At 70.3% G+C, this 19,744-nt stretch carries 19 protein-coding genes, 1 tRNA gene and 1 pseudogene; 5 read left to right on the forward strand and 16 right to left on the reverse strand.

Annotation, left to right across the window (positions count from 1 at the left end; all coding sequences use genetic code 11):
• Window positions 1–13: 13 nt before the first annotated feature.
• Both D5S19_RS16330 and D5S19_RS34155 read right to left on the reverse strand, forming a co-directional pair.
• Window positions 14–325, reverse strand: a complete 312-nt coding sequence (locus D5S19_RS16330) for a helix-turn-helix transcriptional regulator (RefSeq protein ID WP_120024206.1) — start codon at window positions 323–325, stop codon at window positions 14–16.
• Window positions 326–411: 86 nt separating this feature from the next.
• A pseudogene (locus tag D5S19_RS34155) lies at window positions 412–1,023 on the reverse strand (AraC-like ligand-binding domain-containing protein); the annotation flags it as partial.
• Between the two features lie 111 nt (window positions 1,024–1,134).
• Between D5S19_RS34155 and D5S19_RS16340 the strand changes: the two are divergent.
• Window positions 1,135–2,016 carry an amidase family protein gene (locus tag D5S19_RS16340; protein ID WP_120024207.1) on the forward strand — a complete coding sequence of 294 codons (882 nt, stop codon included), beginning with the start codon at window positions 1,135–1,137 and terminating at the stop codon, window positions 2,014–2,016.
• A gap of 321 nt (window positions 2,017–2,337) precedes the next feature.
• On the opposite strand, the gene D5S19_RS16350 is transcribed toward D5S19_RS16340, so the two are convergent.
• The 7 genes from D5S19_RS16350 to D5S19_RS16380 all read right to left on the reverse strand — a co-directional run bounded on the left by D5S19_RS16350 (window position 2,338) and on the right by D5S19_RS16380 (window position 7,604).
• A complete protein-coding gene (locus tag D5S19_RS16350; RefSeq protein WP_120024209.1) occupies window positions 2,338–3,348 on the reverse strand; it encodes a tyrosine-type recombinase/integrase in 1,011 nt (336 codons plus the stop codon).
• Window positions 3,338–3,832, reverse strand: a complete 495-nt coding sequence (locus D5S19_RS16355; RefSeq protein WP_147397419.1) for an AbrB/MazE/SpoVT family DNA-binding domain-containing protein — start codon at window positions 3,830–3,832, stop codon at window positions 3,338–3,340. The genes D5S19_RS16350 and D5S19_RS16355 overlap by 11 nt, the downstream gene beginning before the upstream one ends.
• Window positions 3,833–3,992: 160 nt before the next feature.
• A tRNA-Leu gene (locus tag D5S19_RS16360) sits at window positions 3,993–4,079 on the reverse strand.
• Between the two features lie 146 nt (window positions 4,080–4,225).
• On the reverse strand, window positions 4,226–5,557 hold the full coding sequence (locus D5S19_RS16365) for an NtaA/DmoA family FMN-dependent monooxygenase (protein ID WP_120024211.1): 1,332 nt from the start codon (window positions 5,555–5,557) through the stop codon (window positions 4,226–4,228).
• A 17-nt stretch (window positions 5,558–5,574) separates the two neighbouring features.
• Complete coding sequence (locus D5S19_RS16370; RefSeq protein ID WP_120024212.1) at window positions 5,575–6,705, reverse strand: LLM class flavin-dependent oxidoreductase; 1,131 nt, start codon at window positions 6,703–6,705, stop codon at window positions 5,575–5,577.
• A 120-nt stretch (window positions 6,706–6,825) separates the two neighbouring features.
• Window positions 6,826–7,287: a nitroreductase/quinone reductase family protein gene (locus D5S19_RS16375; protein ID WP_233573971.1), complete on the reverse strand. Its 462-nt coding sequence runs from the start codon at window positions 7,285–7,287 to the stop codon at window positions 6,826–6,828.
• On the reverse strand, window positions 7,248–7,604 hold the full coding sequence (locus D5S19_RS16380) for a hypothetical protein (protein WP_147397421.1): 357 nt from the start codon (window positions 7,602–7,604) through the stop codon (window positions 7,248–7,250). Before D5S19_RS16380 ends, D5S19_RS16375 begins: the two co-directional genes overlap by 40 nt.
• A 78-nt stretch (window positions 7,605–7,682) precedes the next feature.
• On the opposite strand from D5S19_RS16380, the gene D5S19_RS16385 reads away from it, so the two are divergent.
• On the forward strand, window positions 7,683–8,261 hold the full coding sequence (locus D5S19_RS16385; RefSeq protein ID WP_120024214.1) for a TetR/AcrR family transcriptional regulator: 579 nt from the start codon (window positions 7,683–7,685) through the stop codon (window positions 8,259–8,261).
• A 5-nt stretch (window positions 8,262–8,266) separates the two neighbouring features.
• On the opposite strand, the gene D5S19_RS16390 is transcribed toward D5S19_RS16385, so the two are convergent.
• Entirely contained in the window at window positions 8,267–8,881 is a 615-nt protein-coding gene (locus D5S19_RS16390) for a TetR/AcrR family transcriptional regulator (RefSeq protein WP_120024215.1), read from the reverse strand.
• 116 nt (window positions 8,882–8,997) lie between these two features.
• Here D5S19_RS16390 and D5S19_RS16395 point away from each other — a divergent pair, with 116 nt between their 5' ends.
• The gene (locus tag D5S19_RS16395; RefSeq protein WP_120024216.1) at window positions 8,998–10,173 is read left to right on the forward strand and encodes an amidohydrolase family protein; all 1,176 of its coding nucleotides are present in this window, start codon (window positions 8,998–9,000) and stop codon (window positions 10,171–10,173) included.
• Window positions 10,174–10,176: 3 nt separating this feature from the next.
• On the opposite strand, the gene D5S19_RS16400 is transcribed toward D5S19_RS16395, so the two are convergent.
• A complete protein-coding gene (locus D5S19_RS16400) occupies window positions 10,177–11,196 on the reverse strand; it encodes an LLM class flavin-dependent oxidoreductase (protein WP_120024217.1) in 1,020 nt (339 codons plus the stop codon).
• A 237-nt stretch (window positions 11,197–11,433) separates the two neighbouring features.
• Between D5S19_RS16400 and D5S19_RS16405 the strand changes: the two genes are divergently transcribed.
• Window positions 11,434–12,351, forward strand: coding sequence for a glycoside hydrolase family 64 protein (locus D5S19_RS16405; protein WP_120024218.1), 918 nt, complete (start codon window positions 11,434–11,436; stop codon window positions 12,349–12,351).
• 6 nt (window positions 12,352–12,357) lie between these two features.
• Here D5S19_RS16405 and D5S19_RS16410 read toward each other — a convergent pair whose 3' ends face one another.
• The 5 genes from D5S19_RS16410 to D5S19_RS16430 form a co-directional block, all read right to left on the reverse strand.
• Entirely contained in the window at window positions 12,358–13,953 is a 1,596-nt protein-coding gene (locus tag D5S19_RS16410) for a dipeptide ABC transporter ATP-binding protein (RefSeq protein ID WP_120024219.1), read from the reverse strand.
• Window positions 13,950–14,789, reverse strand: coding sequence for an ABC transporter permease (locus D5S19_RS16415; RefSeq protein ID WP_120024220.1), 840 nt, complete (start codon window positions 14,787–14,789; stop codon window positions 13,950–13,952). Before D5S19_RS16415 ends, D5S19_RS16410 begins: the two co-directional genes overlap by 4 nt.
• Window positions 14,782–15,726, reverse strand: a complete 945-nt coding sequence (locus D5S19_RS16420; RefSeq protein WP_120024225.1) for an ABC transporter permease — start codon at window positions 15,724–15,726, stop codon at window positions 14,782–14,784. Before D5S19_RS16420 ends, D5S19_RS16415 begins: the two co-directional genes overlap by 8 nt.
• Complete coding sequence (locus D5S19_RS16425) at window positions 15,723–17,309, reverse strand: ABC transporter substrate-binding protein (RefSeq protein ID WP_407641754.1); 1,587 nt, start codon at window positions 17,307–17,309, stop codon at window positions 15,723–15,725. The genes D5S19_RS16420 and D5S19_RS16425 overlap by 4 nt, the downstream gene beginning before the upstream one ends.
• A gap of 343 nt (window positions 17,310–17,652) precedes the next feature.
• Window positions 17,653–18,561, reverse strand: coding sequence for a LysR family transcriptional regulator (locus D5S19_RS16430; RefSeq protein WP_120024222.1), 909 nt, complete (start codon window positions 18,559–18,561; stop codon window positions 17,653–17,655).
• A gap of 82 nt (window positions 18,562–18,643) precedes the next feature.
• Between D5S19_RS16430 and D5S19_RS16435 the strand changes: the two genes are divergently transcribed.
• The gene (locus D5S19_RS16435) at window positions 18,644–19,504 is read left to right on the forward strand and encodes an EamA family transporter (protein ID WP_233573972.1); all 861 of its coding nucleotides are present in this window, start codon (window positions 18,644–18,646) and stop codon (window positions 19,502–19,504) included.
• Window positions 19,505–19,744 lie beyond the last annotated feature (240 nt).

Consider the following 19,744-nt stretch of genomic DNA (forward strand, 5'->3'; position numbering starts at 1 on the left):
GGGTCGCCACGGATCATGCCCCAGACGACGTTCGCCGGAGTTCGCCAGGCGCGACACCGAAGCGCTTCTTGAACAGGTGGTTGAAGTGGGCCGCGCTTCGAAGTCCCCATCGCTGGCTGATCCGCACGACGGGTTCACCGCCTGGGTTGAGCAGATCCCGGTAGGCGGCCTGGAGCCGTTGCTCACGCAGGTATCCGAAGACGGCGGCACCGTCAGCAGCGAACAGGCGGTGCAGATAACTGAGCGAGATGTTGCCTGCCGCGGCAACATCCGCCGGGGCCAGGTCCGGGTCGCCCAGATTGCGCACGATGAACGACTTCGCCATGGACAGGTGGACGGACGGGGCATGCCCCGTCGTCCAACTCGTCGGACATCAGCGCGACGTACATGTTCACGATGGCCTGTTGCACCGCCTGCTGCTGGCCCGGGTGCGGGGGTGGAGGCAGGGCGCAGCAGCGAGGTGAGCATCGGTGCCAAGGCGGCGCCGATCCCGTCGGCCGTGGGGAAGACGCGGGCGGTGTGGTCCCGTTGCACCCGCTCAGGCAACGGCAGCAACCGCTTCGGCAGCAGACAGATCGTGAATTGGAATTCGCTGCTTGTCTCGAACCGGAACGGGCGGGAGCTGTCGTAGAGCAGGAGGTTGCCGGGCACCAGCGCCGCGATGCGGCCGTCTTGCTCGACCCGGGTTCGTCCGTGGTTCAACAGCAGTAGGTGCAGTACCGCCGGGTCGCCGGCGCGGATGTCTCTGGCTCGGCGCTCGAAGGCGTGCCGGGTTGCGCGGATCCGCCGCAGCCGGGTCTCCGCGAGATCGTTGCCCTCGACTTCTCCGCGCAGCGTCCCTGCGGCGGGCTCGACGGCGAGCCGGACGAACTGGTCGCTGACGCACACCCGCCAGTACTTGGCACGTTCCGGGGGCGGGCGGTCGGCGGTGGCGATGGGGTGCCAACCCGGCATCCGACAACAGTGCGCCAACCACGGGCGCCGGTCAAGTCTTTCGTGCCTAGTCACGGGTGCGCAGAGCATCTCGGTGCCGCGACGTTGTCTGTCGCTATCCAACCTCTCCGGCTGCGTTGACCGGCCTCGGTGCGGCGCGTTCTCTGGCGGGCCAAGCAGAGGAACACGAGGAGGATCGGCATGGAGCTTCCGTCGCGGGATGCGATCGCCGGGCTCGCGGCCGAGCTGCGGCTCGACATCGCCGAGGACGACCTGGCCGTCTATCACAGCGCGGCCGCGGGCCTGCTCGGTTCGTGGCAGGCAATCGACGACCTGTACGAGCAGACCGCGCCGCGACCGCCGCGGCGCGGGTGGGCCGAACCAGCGGAAAACCCGCTTGGCGCTTGGTATGTCACGACGGACATCACGGGCGATTCGGGCGGGCCGCTGGAAGGGCGGCGAGTCGCGGTGAAGGACAACATCGCCGTCGCGGGCGTGCCGATGATGAACGGCTCGGAGACCGTCCGCGGCTTCGTGCCCGCCGAGGACGCCACCGTGGTGGCGCGGTTGCTGGACGCGGGCGCGACCATCGCCGGCAAATCAGTGTGCGAGGACCTGTGCTTCTCAGGCGGATCGCACACCGCGAAGAACGGGCCGGTGCGGAATCCGTGGGACGAGCGGAGGTCGAGCGGCGGATCGTCGAGTGGGAGCGCGGCGCTGGTCGCCTCGGGCGCGGTCGACCTCGCCCTCGGCGGGGACCAGGGCGGGTCGATCCGGATCCCGGCGGCGTTCTGCGGTGTGGTCGGGCACAAGCCGACGTTCGGCTTGGTCCCGTACACCGGTGCGTTCCCGATCGAGCAGTCGATCGACCACCTTGGCCCGATCACGCCGACCGTGGCGGACGCGGCGGCGATGCTGACCGTCCTGGCCGGGCCCGACAGCAAGGACCCACGTCAGCCGAGCGATGTCCATCGTGTCGACTACGCCGCGGAGCTGAAGAAACTTGAGGGCGGGCTGCGGATCGGCGTGGTCGCGGAGGGCTTCGGCCACTCACTGCCGCGATTGCCCCCAAAGCCCTGGTAGCAGCCCCATCCCAGTCACGCTGGGCGAGGCCAAGCGTCTCCTGGCACACCTGATCACCACACCGGTCGACCGCGTCGTGACCTGGGCCTGGTCCCACTGGCGCAGACGCCACCAATACCGCGCGCGACAAGCCCACTACCAGCGACGATGCACCATAGATCACGAAGTGCTGCTGGAGTACTAATCCCGTCTCCACCAAACCCGAGGCTTGACATGATGCTGGGCGTGGTGTCGTTTGCGTTATCGAACTGCATCAGTGGCACCGGTGAGGGCACACCGTTGGACGCATCGGACATTTCCCTGTTGCTGACTTCGGGCGGGTTAGGGACGTGCCAGGGGGTGTGGTTGTCCGGTCATGGCGGCGAGGGCTGTGGCCACGGCTTGGAGATCGGCTTTGATGTAGGTGGTGGTGGCGGGGCCGGTGTTGTCGGTGTGGCCGGCGTAGGCGCGGGCGACGCCGTAGCCGAAGTGGCGTTCGACCCAGGTGAGGGTGGTGTGGCGCAGCCAGTGCGTGGAGATGCCTTGGGCGGCGATCCAGGGAAGTTCCTGCCCGAGCCGGTACCAGAGGTGGTCGTAGCGCCGCGTGGTCAGCGGGCGGCCGTTGTGGTAGCGGAGGAGTTGGTCGGTGTGCAGGGTGGTGCCGCGGGCGGCGGCGTGGTCGGCCAGGCTCAGCGCGAGGGCGGGGCTGACGGGTTGCCAGCGGACGGTGCCGCCTTTTTCCTCCAGCCGTACCAGGCAGTGGTGCGTGTCAAGGTCGGTCAGGCGCAGGCCGAGCGCGCCGCCGCGGCGGCAGGCGGTTTCGGTATGCAGGCGCAGCAGCAGCGCGTCGAGGACGACGTCGTTGCCGCTGGTACGGGCGGCGGTGTTGATCTGGTCGAGTTCTTGGGTTGTCAGCGCTCGTCGGGTGCTCGGGAGTCTGCGTGGTTTGGCGACGCGATGTGCGGGGCTGGCGGTGGAGGCGATCAGGCCGTCCGCGATGGCCCGGTTGTAGATGGCGCGGGCCGCGGCGACGACGTGCTCGCCGGCGTGGCGACCGTGGCGGCTGTTGCGTCGTGACCGGGCGGTGGCGGTCATGTCGCGCTGCATCGCCTCGATGTCGCTGGCCGCGATCTGGTCCAGGCGCCGTGAACCCCAGGTGGTGAGCATCCGGGTCCAGTAGGTGCCGTAGGTGCGGTTCGCGCCGGGGCCGGCCGCGGCGATGACGTGGGGAAGGTAGTCGGCCAGGGTTGGAACGTTGGGGCCGGCGTCCTGGTCTTGCAGGTCGACGACGTCTACGCCGAGCTGCGTCAGGATGCGGCGCGCGGCGGCGACGCGGGCTGGGTCAGTTCTCACGGCGCAGACCGGCCGCAGTGCGGTAGTGCTCGGCCAGCAGGTGGGCCGCGAGCGTTGCCGGATGGACGACGAGGACCTGTTCGCGCACCGCTGCGGCGAGAAGAAGCGGCGGACCGGGTTCGATGCCGCACATCCGGCGTGCCGCGGCGGGCAACGTGATGGCGCCCCGGCGGTCGACCGCGTGCCCGCCGCCGGGATCGGGCGCGATGACGATCAGCCCGCGGACTGTCTCCAGCGCCAGTCGCCGGCCCGGGCCCCACCCGAGGGCGCGGAACAGCGAGCGCTCGTGGACACGGCCGGTACGGTCAATGCGCGCCGTGCCGATCAGCAGCCCGGACCCGGAACCGGCGGGCAGGCGCGGTGCGGCAAGGGTCGGCAGCGGGGCAGGCGACGGGAGAGGTTTCGCTGCGTCCGGCACGAGCGCCGCGATCAATTGCTCCCGGGGGCGACGGAGGCGTGTCGGTGCCCGGACGGGTTCGGTCATTCCCCTATCGTCGCGCCAACCTGCTCGGATGCAAGTGCGCTGCCGTCGAACTGACTATCGGGCATGACAGCCCGTGAGACCGAAAAACTCCTTAGGAGGACACGTTTCACTCCATAGAGTTGAGTGAAACGTCACGTGCTTGGTGAAGCCTCACCAAGACTGGTGTCCGAGGGGGGACTTGAACCCCCACGCCCGTTAAGGGCACTAGCACCTCAAGCTAGCGCGTCTGCCATTCCGCCACTCGGACTTGCTTGCTGATGAAGAGAGTATACGACAGTCGGCCGGCCCAATTCAGGGGGGTGGCCACCACTCCCACCCCCCGACATGAAAAGATCACATGTTCCCGTCATCTCATCAGCCGAGAGCGAACCAGCTGGTCGGGGCAGAAGTCGATCACGGCGCCAAGCCCAGGTGATGCCGCAAGGTCGGGCCCTCGTAGTCCTCCCGGAAGACGCCCTGGTCCTGGAGGAGGGGGACGACCTGGGTGGCGAAGTCGTCTAGGCCGCCGGGGGTGACGTGGGGGACCAGGATGAAGCCGTCGGCGGCGTTGGATTGGACGTAGGTGTTGAGGGCGGTCGCGATGGTGTGGGGGGAGCCGATGAAGGTCTGGCGGCCGGTGACTTCGATGATCAGGTCGCGGGTGGTGAGGGACTTCGCTTCGGAAAGGGCGCGCCATTCGCGGGCGGTTGCCACGGGGTCGCGGTACATGCGGACGCTGGCGCGGCCTTGGGCGATCTGGGCCTGGCCTACGACCGGGTCGAAAGACGGGAGGGGGCCGTTCGGGTCGTGGGCGCTGAGGTCGGTGTTCCAGAGTTGTTCGAGGAATTTCAGGGCGGTTTGCTCGCTGACCTGGGCGCGGCGGATTTCGTGGGCTTTTTCGTGGGCTTCGGCGTCGGTGTCGGCCAGGGTGAAGGTGGCGGCGGGGAGGATGAGCAGCTGGTCGGGGGTGCGGCCGTAGGCGGCCAGGCGGGACTTGACATCGGAGTAGAAAGCTTGGCCTGCTTCGAGGGTGCCGTGGCGGGTGAAGATCGCATCGGCGGTGGAGGCGGCGAATTCGCGGCCTTCCTCGGAGTCGCCGGCCTGCAGGATCACGGGGCGGCCTTGCGGGCTGCGGGGGACGGGGAACTGGCCATCGATGGTGAAATGGTCGTCGTGGTGGGCGAAGGTGCCGGCGGTGACGTTGTCCAGGAACTGGCCGGTCACTTTGTCCGCTACTACTTCTGTGCCATGCCAGGAATCGAAGAGTTCCGTGGCGGTCTGGAGGAAGGTCTTGGCGCGTGCATAGCGCTGGTCTTGGGGGAGGAAACCGCCGCGGCGGAAGTTTTCGCCGGTGAAGGCGTCCCAGGAGGTGACGACGTTCCAGGCGGCGCGGCCGGCCGAGAGATGGTCCAGGGACGCGAACTGCCGGGCCACCTCGAACGGTTCGTTGAAGGTGGAGTTGATGGTGCCGGCGAGGCCGAGGCGATCGGTCACGGCGGCAAGGGCGGCCAGCACGGTGAAGGTGTCGGGGCGGCCGACGACGTCGAGGTCGTAGATCTGCCCGGCCTGTTCTCGCAGGCGCAGGCCTTCGGCGAGGAAGAAGAAATCGAACTTGGCGCGTTCGGCGGTCTGGGCCAGTTTCACGAACGAGCTGAATTCGATGTGGCTGCCTGCCTCGGGATCGCTCCACACGGTCGTGTTGTTGACGCCGGGGAAGTGCGCGGCGAGGTGGATCTGCTTGGTCATGGGGTCTCCAGCCGGGATCAGGCGGCGTAACGGGCGGCGGGGCGGGGCAGGCCGAGCAGCCCGCGCAGGGTGCCGGCTTCGTAGCCGGTGCGGAAAGCGCCGCGGTCGCGTAGTTCGGGTACGAGTCCGTCGGTGATCGCGGTGAGGTCGTGGGGTAGAGCGCCCGGACGGAGGCGGAAACCGGACAGGCCGCTCGTCTGCCAGTCGAGCAGCAGGTCGGCCAGGGCGGCGGGGGTGCCGGTGAAGACGTGCGCGTCGGAGGTGAACTCGGCGAGGGAGTCGAGCCGGGCCTTGCGGTCGGCGGCGGCCTGCGTGGTTTCGTCGAGGAAGACGACCAGGTCGGCGAAGATCTGCAGGTGGCGGCCGGATTCTGCGGCGCGGACCTCGGCGACGATCGACTCGCTGTGGGTGCGGTCGGTGGGGGTCACGTAGACGAGGTCGGCTTGGCGGGCGGCGAGGCGGTAGGCGACGGGGTTGTGTGCCAGCGCGGCGACAGGTGGCTGTCCTTGCGGCGGGCGCGGGGTGATCGACGGGCCTTTGACGGAGAACCAGCGGCCTTCGAAATCGATGTAGTGCAGCTTGTCCCGATCGACGAACCGGCCGGTGGCGACGTCGCGGATTTCGGCGCCGTCTTCCCAGCTGTCCCACAAACGGCGGAGCACCTCGATGTAATCGGCGGCCTCGTCGAAGAGGTCCTCCGTACTCCCAGGCGTCCGGCGGCCGAAGTGCCGGAATTCTTCGAGGCTTCCGGAAACCTGCGCGCGTACGCCGGCCCGGCCGGTGCTGACGTAGTCGAGTGTGGCGATCGCCTTCGACAGGTGGAACGGCTCGGTGTGCGTGACGACGGCGGTCGGAATGAGCCCGATGTGCGAGGTGAGTGGCGCGACCCGCGAAGCGATCAGGACTGCGTCCAGCCGCGGCTGCACGACGTCGGTGCGTACGCCGGTTGCCGAAGGGGTGCGCAGGGACAGGAAGTCTTCGAAGGTGACGAAATCGAGGTGCGCGGCTTCGGCCTGCCGCACCAGATCGGCCCAGTACCCGGCGGTGAACAGGTCGGACGGGCGTGCGTCGGGTTCCCGCCACGCTGCCGGATGCCAGCCGGCGCCGTCCAGTGCGACCGCGAGCCGTGGTCCGGTAACCGCTGTCATGCTGCGTCCCTCCGCCGTCCGACACCGTTCGATACCGGCAGTGTCCGCCGGACCGCGGGACGCGTCAGCTGTACCCAGCGTTTGGGATTTGTGGTGTGGACGGGAATAAACGGGAGGGGCTCAGTCCAGGTCGATGCGGATGCTGAGCAGATCGGTGCCGACCGTGCGGATGACAGCGCTGTCCATCCGCGGCAGGGACTTCAGCCGGGCACGGATGTCGTCCTCGGGAACGAGACGGGCGACGCCATGGTGCCAGTGTCCGTGCAGCCGGAGGCGGACATGCGGGTCGGCCTGGATGTTGCGGACATAGTGCGAGCGCAGGCCGAATTCCGACACGAGCCAGAACCGGTCGCCGGTGCGGCGCCCGGAGATCGGGGTGCGCCGGGGCAGTCCGGAGGTACGGCCGGTGGTTTCCAGCAGGGTCTGGCTGGGCAGGCGGGACAGCGCCGGATTGATCAGCTTTCGCTGGACGCTGGTGACGAGGCGGTGTTGCCGGTCGCCCGGCGGGGTGGGGCGCGCGACCCGGCGCATCCGCGCGGGGATCACGCGGCGGTGGACCGGTACGGCGAGCGACCACAGCATCCGCGCGGGGCAGCGGTGGAAGTCGACCTCGGTGGTCCACTGCACGTAGCCGGTGCCGAGCCGGATCGCGTGCGGGCGGTCATGATCCGCGACGGGATCTCGAGCACGACACTGTCCGGAGTGGACTCGGCGATCGTCCAGCCCAGCACGCGGTCCGGCGCCCGGGGGCTCCGCAGGCCGAGGCAGCGCCAGCCGGCGCGCAGGAACATCCGCATCGGCAACGGCGCGTCCTCCCAGACGGCGCGGGCCCACTGCTCGGCGGTGCGCTGGTCGCCGGCATCACGCTCGGCGTACAGCGTGGACGTGTAATCCGGCACGGCCGCCCCCTTGCTGTACACGTGTCCAATAAGGCGAGGCTAGGCACTTGGTGTACACGTGTCAAGTAAACTGCCGGGATGAGCGGTCGACGCCTGGACCCCGGCGCGCGGCGGGCGCAGCTGATCGGGATCGGTGCCCGGTTGTTCGCCGAACGGCCGTACCACGAGGTGCGGATGGACGAGGTCGGCGCGGCCGCGGGGGTGTCCCGCGCGCTGGTGTACCGGTATTTCCCGAGCAAGCGGGACCTGTTCGCGGCGGTCTACCGGCGGGCTACGGACGAACTGGTCGCGGTGACCGGGGCCGGTTCGCCCGGTGCGGTGGGCGACTGGGTCGCCGCGGGGCTGGACGCGCATTTCGACTACTTCGAGGCGAACGCGACGACGGTGCTGGCGGCGAACCGGGACCTGGCCGGTGATCCGGTGATCCAGAGCATCATCACCGACGAGCTGGCGACGCTGCGGAGCAGGCTGCTGGACGCGCTCGAAGTCCCCGGGCCACGCCGGGAAGCCGTGGGAGTGGCGTTGCTGGCCTGGCTTTCGTTCGTGCGGGTGAGCAGCGTGGAATGGTTGCTGCACAGGCGGATCGGCCGGGACGAGCTGCACGCGCTGTGCGTGCGGACGCTGACCGCGGCACTGGAGCCGGAGAACGGCAGCTAACCGGCTTACGCCCGGGGGACGAGTTCGTTTTCGAGGGCGGCCCGCGCGCCGCGCAGCGCCAGGCGCAGCTGGTCCGGCTTGCGGCGGACCTGGGCCAGCAGCAGGCCGCCCTGGATGGCGGCCATGGTGAGGTCGGCCAGCTCCGTAACGTCGCTGTCCGCGCGCAGCTCGCCGGATTCCTGCATCTGCCGCAGTCCGGCGATGAGCGGGGCCTCCCAGCGGGCGAAGGCGTCCACGAATGCCTGCCGGGCCAGCTCGTCGCGGCCGCCGAGCTGGGCGGCCAAGGAACCGATCGCACAGCCGCCGACGGCGTCGTGGCGGGTCCCGTTCGCCACGATCGCGGCGAACCAGCGGTCGATGCCGGCCAGCGAGTCCAGCCTTTGCAGCAACGGTTCCTGCGCAGCCAGCACTGTGTCCACAGTGGAATGAACGACGGCGCGGACGAGATCGTCCCGGTCGTCGAAGTAGTGGTAGAGCTGGCTGCGGCCGACGTCCGCGGCGCGCTCGACGTCGTCCAGCGTCACGGCCGCGACGCCACGGCGCTGGATCAGCTCCGCGGTCGCGTCGAGGATGCGCTGCCGGGTCGCGCGGCCCCGCGCGGTGCTGGGTGTGTGGCTCACGGCGACTCCTGTACCCCTCGGTACAGCGGCGCTGTACTCACTGATACATTCTGCCGCACACGTTTCTGTACTGCGCAATACAGTCCGCGGCGGGGCCGCGGCGGTGAGGAGGAGCCGTGAGCCGGTTCGCGGTCACGAACGCCCGGGTGTTCACCGGGACGCAGGTGGCGGACGCTTCGGTGGTCGTCGTGGCGGACGGGACGATCACCTCGGTCGGCCACGAGGTGCCGCCGGGGGTGCCGGAGATCGACGGCCGCGGCGGAACCCTGTTGCCGGGCCTGATCGACGCCCACACCCACTCCGACGAGGAAGGGCTTCGCACCGCGCTGGACTTCGGCGTGACGACCGAGCTGGACATGATGTCGGTGCCGGCCGTGATGGCCCCGCTCCGGGAGAAGGTGCGTACGGATTTCGGGCTGGCCGACGTTCGCTCTTCCTCGTGGGGCCTGGCGCATCCTGACGGGCATCCCCACCAGGTACGGCGCGGGATGGGCGATCCGGTGTGGCCCACCGCCGCCGTCCCGGAAGAGGCGGCGGCGTTCGTGGAGGGCCGCCTCGCCGAGGGCGCGGACTATCTCAAGATCATGGTCGAGGACGGCGCGGCGATGGGTACTTCGCTGCCCACGGTGCCGCCGGATGTCGTGGCCGCAGCGGTGGCGGCGGCGCACGAGCACGGGATGCTCGCGCTGGTGCACACCTTCAGCGCGGCGGCCACGAGGCTGGCGGTCGACGTGGGCGCGGACGGGGTCACGCACCTGCTCTACGACGAGGTGATCGACGACGACCTGCTGACCAGGATGCGCGCGCAGGACATGTTCGTGATCAGCACGCTCGCGGTCACGGCTTCCGCTGCCGCCGACGGTTCCGGTCCGCGGCTGGCGGCCGATCGGCGGGTGGCTTCGCGGCTGGACGAGGCGGTGCGGGACAACCTGAGCCAGGAGTTCGGCTGGGGTGCCGACCTGTCGGTCGCCCTGCGCTCGATCGCGCGGCTACGCGAAGCCGGCGTCGAGATCCTGGCCGGGACCGACGCCTCCCACCTCGGCGGGCTGGGGCTCGCCCACGGCGCCAGCCTGCACGACGAGCTTCGCCTGCTGGAAGCCGGCGGGTTCAGCCCGGTGGAGGCGCTGAACGCGGCGACGCGGCGGACCGCGGATCGGTTCGGTCTCACCGACCGCGGCCGGATCGAGCCGGGTGCTGTGGCGGATCTGGTGCTCGTGGACGGGGATCCGACGACGCAGCTCTCCGCGATGCTGAACACCCGCGCGGTCTGGCGGCGGGGGCATCGCCGGTGACGTTCAGGCGGCCGGTTTCCAGCCCAGCCGCGGGCCGAGCCGGGTCGCGAGGTCGGTGAGGATCTGTACGTAGTCCTCGTGCTCGAAGGTGAACGGGAGCGCGAAGGCGACCTCATCGACCTCGCGGAAGGCGAGGTGTGTGTCGAGCCGCTCGGCAAGTTCCGCCGAGGAACCCACGAAATCGGGGGAGAAGAGCATCTTCGCCGGGCCTTGCGGCTGCGTCGTGCGTGGCAGCCGTTTCGCTGCGTACGCCTGGTACTTGGCGCGTTGTTCCGAGGTGGCGCTGTCAGTAGGGATCACGACGAGGCCTTGGGACACGCGGGCGAGTTCGCCTTCCGGATGGTGCGCGCGGAACGTCTGGATATGGGAGAGCTGGATCTCCTCGAACCGCCCGGCTCCCTCGGCGCGGACGACGCTGCTGGTCAGGTAGTTCATTCCTTGCTCGCCGGCCCACTGCGCCGAACGGCTGCTCGCGCCGCCGTACCAGAGGCGGCGGCCGAGGCCGGAGGACTGTGGCTGGACGCGGTCGGAGAACACCTCGATTCCTTCCTGGCCATGGAATCCGGAGGCCTGTGCGCCGCGGATCAGCGACAGCAGCCGGGAGACGCGGCCGTAGCCGAAGTCCTCCAGGTCGCCGGTGTCCGGATAGAGCGCCTCGCGGACCTTGTCGTAGTGCCTCGGCGGGCCGACGCTCACGCCGGGATTGAGCCGTCCGCCGGACAGAACGTCCACAGTGGCCAGATCTTCGGCGAGCCGGAGCGGGTTTTCCCAGCCCAGCGGGATGACCGCGGTTCCCAGCTCGATCCGGTGGGTGCGCTGGGTGGCCGCGGCGAGCACCGCGACCGGGGACGAGATGCCGTACTGCAGGTGCCGGTGCCGCACCCACGCGCTGTCGAAGCCGAGCTGCTCGCCCAGTTCGATGATCCGCAGCGTGGATTCGTGCCCGGGGCGTGGATCTTCGCCGTCGAACAGGCCGATGGTGAGAAACCCCAGTTTTCGCAGGGGACGGGTGGACGGCGGCACGGCTGGTCCTCCTTCACGGGCGGCTGCTGCCCGGACGAACACCCGGGCCGGCGGCGGTGTTCCGGCTCCCAGCAGGTGGACGTCCGGCAGGGGGAGGCAATACTTGACAGAGAACCTCAGTAGTAAGAATCTTTCTGACGGCCCGGTCGTGCGCCCGCCGTGGCGTTCCGCCCTCGTGCCGAGCCTGCCTGCCCGCGGGGAAGCCCCGCGGGTCCGCTCGACGCGTCAGGAGCAACCATGCCCGTCCCCGCCCGCCGGACCGCGTTCGCCGTAGTGCTCGCGCTCGCCGCGATGGGGCTGTCCGCCCCGATCGCGACGGCTGCCCCGGGCAGCACCCCGCCCGATTCGTTCTGGGGCGACACCGGTGCGATCCCGCCCGCGCAGAACGTGCTCACCGTCAAGGTGCTCAACCGCACCAACGGCAAATACCCGGATGACCAGGTGTACTGGAGCTTCAACGGCCAGACGCACTCGATCGCCGAGCAGCCGACCGTGGACATGGGCGCGAACTCGTCCGGCCGGATGAACTTCTTCCTCGGTTCGCCGGAGGGCAAGTACACCGACTTCATCGAGTTCACCGTGGGAGACCACGTTTTCAACGGCAACACCACCAGGGTGGACGCCTTCGGCCTGAAGCTCGCGATGCGGCTGCACTCCCGCGACGGGTTCGACACGCAGGTCGGCGACGATTACGAAACCTTCCAGGAGGACCGAGCGGCGACCTTCGCCCGGTTCCAGAGCGAGGTGCCGGACGAGTTCAAGGGCCTGGCCCAGGGACAGGACCGGATCCTGGCACCGGGCAAGAGCCCGGACTTCCAGCCGGGTGGCAAGAACGAGAACTACTTCACCGACTATGCCCGGTCGGCCGGCGTGGACGAGACGACCGGGAACATCGCCGCGTGCGCCGGTTCGCTGGCCGAGGCGGCGGACAAGTGCGCGGCGCTCAACCGGCACACCGCGGACCTGCCGGCCGGCCAGCAGCAGGACCCGGCGCGCTTCTACCAGGCCGCACCGGCGAACTACTACGCGAAGTTCTGGCACGACCACGGCATCGACAACCGCGCATACGGCTTCCCCTACGACGACGCGGCCGGCCAGTCCTCGTTCGTTTCGCACAACGACCCGCAATGGCTGGAGGTCGCGGTCGGCTGGTGACCGCGTTCAAACATCCACCCGGCGCGCACCGGGGACGGCGGCGAGCAGGGTCCGCGTGTACTCCTCGCGGGGCCGGTGCAGCACTTCGCCCGCCGGTCCCTGTTCGACGAGCCTTCCCCGGTGCAGCACCGCGACCTGATCCGCGATCTCCTGCACCACGGCGAGGTCGTGAGTGATGAACAGATAGCTCAGCCCGAGTTCGTCCTGCAGCGTGACCAGCAGCTTCAGGATCTGTGCCTGCACCGACACGTCGAGTGCGGACACCGGCTCGTCGAGCACCACGAGATCCGGCCGCAGCGCCAGCGCCCGTGCGATGGCGGCGCGCTGGCGTTGCCCGCCGGACAGTTCGGCGGGGCGCCGGGCGAGCAGCGCCGCGGGGAGCGCCACCTGGTCGGCGAGTTCGGCGACCCGGCGTTGGCGTTCGGCCCTGCTGCCGACGCCGAACGCGCGCAGCGGCTCGCCGATCACCTCGGCGATGGAGAAGCGGGGGTTCAGCGAAGCGTACGGATTCTGATAGACCAGCTGGAATCGCCGCCGTAACCGGCGGAGCGCCGCGGCGGCGCGGGGAAGCTCCTCGCCGTCGAAGAAGACCGTTCCGGAGCTGGGGGTTTCGAGACCGACCGCGATCCGGGCGGTGGTGGTCTTGCCGGAACCGGATTCCCCGACCAGCGCGAGCGTGCGTCCGCGGCCGAGCCGGAACGAGACGTCGTCGACCGCGCGGACGGATCCGTGTCCGCGCAAGGAAAAGGACTTCACCAGAGAATCGACCGACAGCAGTACGTCCGTGGCCTCCGGGCGTGGTGTGCGGGTGGCGGTGCTCGACAGGCTCGGCGCGGCGGCGAGCAGGCGGCGGGTGTAATCCTCGGCCGGGGCGGCGAGGAGTTCCGGTGTGGGCGCCTCTTCGACGAGCCGGCCCTCGGACAGCACCACGATACGGTCCGCGCGGTCCGCGGCGACGGCGAGATCGTGCGTGATGAGCAGGATCGCGGTGCCCGATTCCGCAGCCAGCGCCGCCAGGTGATCGAGGATTTCCCGCTGCACGGTCACGTCGAGTGCGCTGGTCGGCTCGTCGGCGATGATCAGCCGCGGCTCGCCGGCCAGCGCGATCGCGATCAGCACGCGCTGCCGCAGGCCGCCGGAGAGTTCGTGCGGATACTGCCTCGCTCGCAGCTCCGGCCGGTCCACGCCGGCGCGGCGCAGCAGGGCGACGGCGCGGGCCGCCGCCTCGCGGCGGGGGACCAGGCGATGGATCAGCAGCACCTCGGCGACCTGCTCGCCGACCCGGCGGACCGGATCGAGCGAGACCGTCGGATCCTGCGGTACCAGCGCGATCCCGGTGCCCCGCACGCGCTGCCAGTCCTTTTCGGACAGTCCGGTCAGCGTGCTTTCCCCGAAGGTGATCCGGCCGCCGTCGATGCGGCCGCCGTGGGGCAGCAGGCCGATCGCCGCGTGCGCCGTGGTGCTCTTGCCGGAGCCGGATTCGCCGACCACGGCGACGATCTCGCCCGGCTCGACCCGCAGCGTCACCCCACGTACTGCGGGCACGACCCCGGACGGGGTGTGGTAGGAGACGGTCAGGTCGTGGATTTCCAGCAGGCTCATCGCGGCGTGCTCCGTTCTCCGTCGAAGGCCCGGGACAGCCGGTTCGCGGCGAGCACGACGGCTGCCACGGCGAGTCCCGGGAACGTGGTCATCCACCAGGCCGTGGCGAGGAAAGTGCGGCCACCGGCGACCAGCGCGCCCCATTCCGGCGTCGGCGGGCTCGCCCCGAAGCCGAGGAAGCTGAGCGCGGACACCTCCAGCACCGCGGTGCCGACCGTGACCGTGGCCAGCACCAGCACCGGCCCGAGCGCGTTCGGCAGCACGTGCCGGGCCAGCACTCCCGGCCAGCGGACCCCGGAGGCACGGGCGGCCTCGACGAAGACGCCAGAACGCACCCGCAGAACCTCGGCCCGCATCAGCCGGGCGAACGCGGCGAGGTTGGCGACGCCGACCGCGATCGCGACGTTCGTGGTGCCGAAACCGAGTGCGGTCACCAGCGCCAGGGACAGCAGGATCGCCGGCACGGCCTGCAGGACGTCGACCACCCGCATCACCAGGGAGTCGAGCCAGCCGCCACGGAATCCGGCGAGCAGGCCGAGCGCCGAGCCCGCCAGGAAGGCCACGACGACGGCCAGCACGGTCGCCCGCAACGAAAGCCCGGCGCCGTGCACCACGCGGGAGAACACATCGCGGCCGGTCTCGTCGGTGCCGAACAGGTGCGCGGACGACGGCCCCTGCAGCCGTTCCGCGGGCACGCCGGCGATCGGATCCTGACTGGTCAGCAAGGCCGGCGCGAAGGCGGCCACGAGCACCAATGCCAGCAGCAGCACGGAAAGCACGAGCCCCGGCCGGTGGAGCACGAATCGGGACCGCCGGGGCAGCACGGCCTCAGCCATCGACGTTCACCTCCTTCCGCACCCGCGGATCGAGCAGCGGGTAGACCAGATCGACGAGCAGGTTCAGCACCACGAAGAAGAACGCGGCCAGCACGATCACCGCCTGCACCACCGGTAGGTCCTGCGCGGTGACCGCGGACGTGGTGATCCGGCCGAGCCCGTCGCGGGAGAACACGGTCTCGGTGACCACCGAACCGGCCAGCAGGTTCCCGGCGACCACGCCGACCAGGGTCAGCGCGGGCAGCCCGGCGTTGCGCAGCGCGTGTCCGAAGTGGACCCGGCCGCGGCCGGCGCCCTTGGCCCGCACGATCTCCACGTACGGCTCGGCGAGCTGGGTGCGCAGGCTCTTCGCCAGCACCTGCGCGATGATCGCGCCGGTCGGCAGCGCCAGCGTGATCGCGGGCAGGATCAGCGAGGCGAACCCGGCGGAACCGAGCGCCGGGACCAGCCGGAGGCGGAACGAGAACAGCTGGATCAGCAGCAGCCCCACCCAGAACGTCGGCAGCGACGTGCCCAGCGGCGGCAGGGACAGCAGGGCATGGCTCAGCCACCGGGCGCGCGTGTAGGTGCCCAGCACCGCGATCGCGCCGCCGAAGACGACGGCGAGCAGCAACGCGAGCCCGGTCACGGCCAGCGTGGGCGGCAGCGCGGTGAGCACCATGTGCGTCGCTCCGTCGCCGGTCGTCACCGAGACACCGAAGTCGCCGTGCAGCGCGGCGAGCAGGTGTTTTCCGTACTGCACGAGAATCGGCTGGTCGAGTCCGAACTGCGCGCGCAGCTGGGCGACCTGTTCCGGAGACGCGCTGGGGCCGCCCTCGGCGGAGCCGAGTTTCGTGAGCACCGCGTCGCCGGGCAGCAGGTAGAGGATCAGGAACGACAGCGTGAACGCGGCCCAGAGCACGACCACGGCCTGCAAGAGCCGCCGGATCAGGCTCATGAGCCGGACACCCACGCGTCGAACAGCTGCAGCCGCGACGAGGCCTCGAACCCGACGTCATGCGCCTTCGGGCCGACGGCGAGCACCTGGGTCAGCTCGAAGACGGGGATTGCGTACGCCTGTTCCACAATGGTCCGCTGTGCTTGCTCGGCGGCCGGTTTACGCCGCGCGGTGTCCACAGTGGCCGATTGTTCGGCGAGCGAGGGTTCGAGCGGGTTGTCGGCGGGCAGCCGGCTGCGATTGCCGCCCTTGACGGAGAACTGCTGGCGCAGGATGTCCGGATCGGCGCGGGTCACGTTGTACCAGAGGAAGTCGTAGTCACCGCTGCGCTGGATCCGGCTCGCCTCCGCGTTGGTGTGCAGCTCGATCCGCAGATCGAAACCGATCTTGCGAAGCTGCTGCTGGACGAGTTCGAGCACGCTCTGGTTCTGGTTGAACACCGCGGAGAACACCACCGAAGCGGTCAGCCGCTGCCCGTTCTTCATGCGGATCCCGTCCGGCCCGGGTACCCAGCCGTCGGACTCCAGCAGCGCGCCGGCCGCGGCGGGATCGTAGGCGAGGTCTTTCGACAGGTCCGTGTAGAACGGCGTGGTGGAGCCGAGGATGCTCGTGGCGGGCCTGTAATTGGCAGACAGTACGGTGCTGGTCACCTCGGGCCGGTTGATGCCCTTCGACACCGCCTGCCGGACCTTCACGTCGGCCAGCACCCCGCGGGTGACGTTGGCGTGCAGGTTGAACACGACGCCGGGGTTGGGCCGGACGGGTTCGCTGAAGCCGTTGCCGGTGAACTGCGCTTCGTCCACCGGCTGCACGTCGGTGATCGCGTCGAGCTGCCCGGAGGCGAGACTGCCGGTGCGGACGCCCGGTTCCGGGACCACCCGGTAGTCGATGCGGTCGAGGTAGGCCGCGCCCTGGTGCCGCCACAGCGAAGAGCCCCAGCCGTAGCCGGTGCGCTTGCTCAGTGCGATGTCCTGGTTCGGCCGGAACCCGGTGACCACGAACGGGCCGGAGCCGATCAGCCCGTTGCCCTGGCAGCGCTGCTCGGCGGTGCGCCGGTAGGCCGAGGGCGCCAGCACGCCGAGCGACATCGTGGAGCTGGCCTGCAGGAATTGCGCGTTCGGCGCGCCGAAGTCGATCCGCACGGTGGCCGGGTCGACCACGGTCGCGCCGCGGTAGCCGGCCAGGTAGCTGGTCCCGAGCAAGGATTTGGCGCCGAGGGCCACGATCCCGTCGAAGCTGGTCTTGACCGCGGCCGCGTCCACCGGCGTGCCGTCGGAGAACGTGGCGCCACCACGCAGGTGGAAGGTGAAGCTGGTGGATTCGCCGCCGACGGTCCAGCGGTCGGCGAGCCACGGCACGATCGCGCCGGTCTTCGGGTCCTGGTCGGTGAGCGAGTCCACCACCTGGCGCCCGACGTTGAGGGCGGCGTTCGTGGCCGCCTGCTGGGGGTCGATGCAGTCCGGCGCGGAGGAGAGGCCGAGCCGGAGCGTGCCGCCCGGGCGGGGCGGACCGGAATCCTGCGGACCGGAGCCGCCGGCGACCCCGCAGGCGGCGAGCGCGAGCGGGAGGGCGAACGCGGGGATCGCGCGGACAAGCCGGGACGGGGCGGATCTGGCGGGGCGGGACACGGCTTTCCTCCAACGGCGCGGACGGTGCGGAACGGACCCAGCTCACCCGCTCGGGCCGGGCGGCTGAACCCCTTCCCACTGCGTGAGCGGGCGTCCCACGCGGTGACCGTCGTCGCCGGAACCCGTTGACCGGCAAGGGAAAACGGGGTTACGCGCCCGCGTGATAGGCGGCGGGTCTTTGTTCGGCCAGTGCGTCCGGCGGGCGGAACCTCGGGCATGCCTCAAGGCCGCGGTCCGGGACATCCGCGGGTGGCTGTGAAGGGTCCCTTTACGGACTCTGGGTCCGTGAAGGGACCCTTCACAGCCCCTGTGAAACGGGCTGGCCGCGCCGCAACAGATCCAGGACGAGGGCGAGGGGAGGCCAAGCGTCGCGGCCACGGCGAGTGCAGGTGTATGCACGCAGCCGGACCTCAGGATCGGGAAGGGGAAGCACCGTGACGTCCGGCCGCGTGGGGCGGTCGAGCGGCAGCAGACCGACCCCACCGTCGGCGGCGATGAGGTCTTCGACGAGATCGAGGCTGTCGGCGCTGTGGGTGAAACGGGGTGCGAAGCCGGCCATCGACGCGAGTGTGCGTATGACGTCTTCGTCTGCACGGTTACGGGGATTGCCGATCCAGTCGTGCTTCTTGAACGCGCGGAGCACTGACAGCGTCCCTGTGCCGCGTACACGGCGTACGTCGTCCGCGCGGACGCCGAGGCCCCACAACGTCGTCCACAGCGGTTCGGATGCGACGGTCGGGTCGGTACTGACGGGGGCGAGGTCGTAGTCGTAGGTCAGCGCGAGGTCGACGTCGTCGGCGAGCAGTTTGGTGAGGGCCTCGCCGGGTTCCTGTTCGCTGACCACGAGCCGCACCGCGGGGTGCTGCCGGGCCAGCTGGGCCGTGACCGGGAGCAGCGAACGGCGGATCGCCTGGCCGAACCCGGCGACCCGGACCACGCCGGCGGGTTCGGCGTCCGGGTCCAGATCCACCCGCGCGGCTTCGACGGCGGCGAGGATCGTGACGGCGTGTTCGGCCAGCCGCCGCCCGGCTGGGGTGAGCCGGACCCGCCGGCCGTCCCGTTCGAGCAGCGTCGCGCCGGTTTCCGCGGCCAGCGCGGCGATCTGCTGCGAGACGGTGGAGGTGGTGGTGCCGAGCACATCGGCGACCGCCCGCATCGAGCCGAGCCGGGAGAGTTCGACGAGAAACTGCAGCCTGCGGGTGTCCACCCGGACATTGTCCAGGAATCCCGGACGTTACGTCCACAATCGACAGGTGGACGTGAACGGTCCGGTGGGGTCTCCTTGTCCGGTGACTTTCTCCTTCCCGTCCTCGCCCCGCGCCGGGATGGCGCTCGCGATCGGTTCGATGCTGTCGGTCCAGCTCGGGCTGGCGGTCTCGGTGGACCTGGCGCACGCGGTCGGCCCGGCGGGTGTCGCGTGGCTCAGGCTGGCCTGGGCGGGCGTGCTGTTGCTGGTGCTTCTGCGCCCGCGGCCGTCCTCGTTCCGCCGTCCGATGCTGCTCGCGTCGGTCCTGCTCGGCGGGGTGACCGCGGGCATGACGATCCTGTTCATGGTCGCCGCGGCGCGCATCCCGCTCGGCACCGCGAGCGCGCTGGAATTCCTCGGCCCGCTCACCGTGGCGATCGTCCGCGGCCGGGGCACCCGGCTGTGGCCGGTACTGGCGGCGGCGGGCGTGGTGCTGCTGACCGAGCCCTGGCACGGCGGGGCCGACCTGATCGGCGTCGGCTGCGCGCTGGCCTCCGCGGTGTGCTGGGGCTGCTACATCCTGCTGACCCAGCGCGTCGGCGACGAGGTGTCCGGGATTCGTGGCCTCGCGGTGTCCATGCCGGTGGCCGCGCTGGCCGCCACCCTGGTCGAAGGCCCGGCCGTGCTCGGGCAGCTGAGCTGGCCGCTGGTGCTGGCCGGGCTGGGACTGGCGGTGCTGGTGCCGGTGGTCCCGTTCAGCCTGGAGATGCTTGCGCTGCGCCGCCTGACCGCCTCGGCCTTCGGCACCCTGATGAGCCTCGAACCCGCGATCGCGCTGGTGATCGGGGCGGCGGTGCTGCACCAGCTGCCGGGGCTCCCGGCGGTGGCGGGTATCGCGCTCGTCGTCACCGCGGGCATCGGCGCGGAACGCCGCGGCGCGCGGGAACCGGCGCCGGTGGGGTAGCGGCTGCTCCGGCCATCTTGGCCGGCCACGATCTTCGCCCCGGCTGGGAAAATCCAGCGTAAGCCGCGCCGTCTTTTCCCGCTGTGAAGGGAACTTTCACGGACGCTGAGGCCAGGGCGTCGGCAAAGTCGGTGTGGAGGGCCCTGCGCAGCTGCGGAGGGCTGTGAAGGGCCCCTTCACGGACTCTGAGTCCGTCAGGGGCACCCTCACGGACCCGAAACCGGTCGGGCAGCCACGGCT

Source organism: Amycolatopsis panacis, assembly GCF_003600245.1.
GTDB lineage: Bacteria > Actinomycetota > Actinomycetes > Mycobacteriales > Pseudonocardiaceae > Amycolatopsis > Amycolatopsis sulphurea.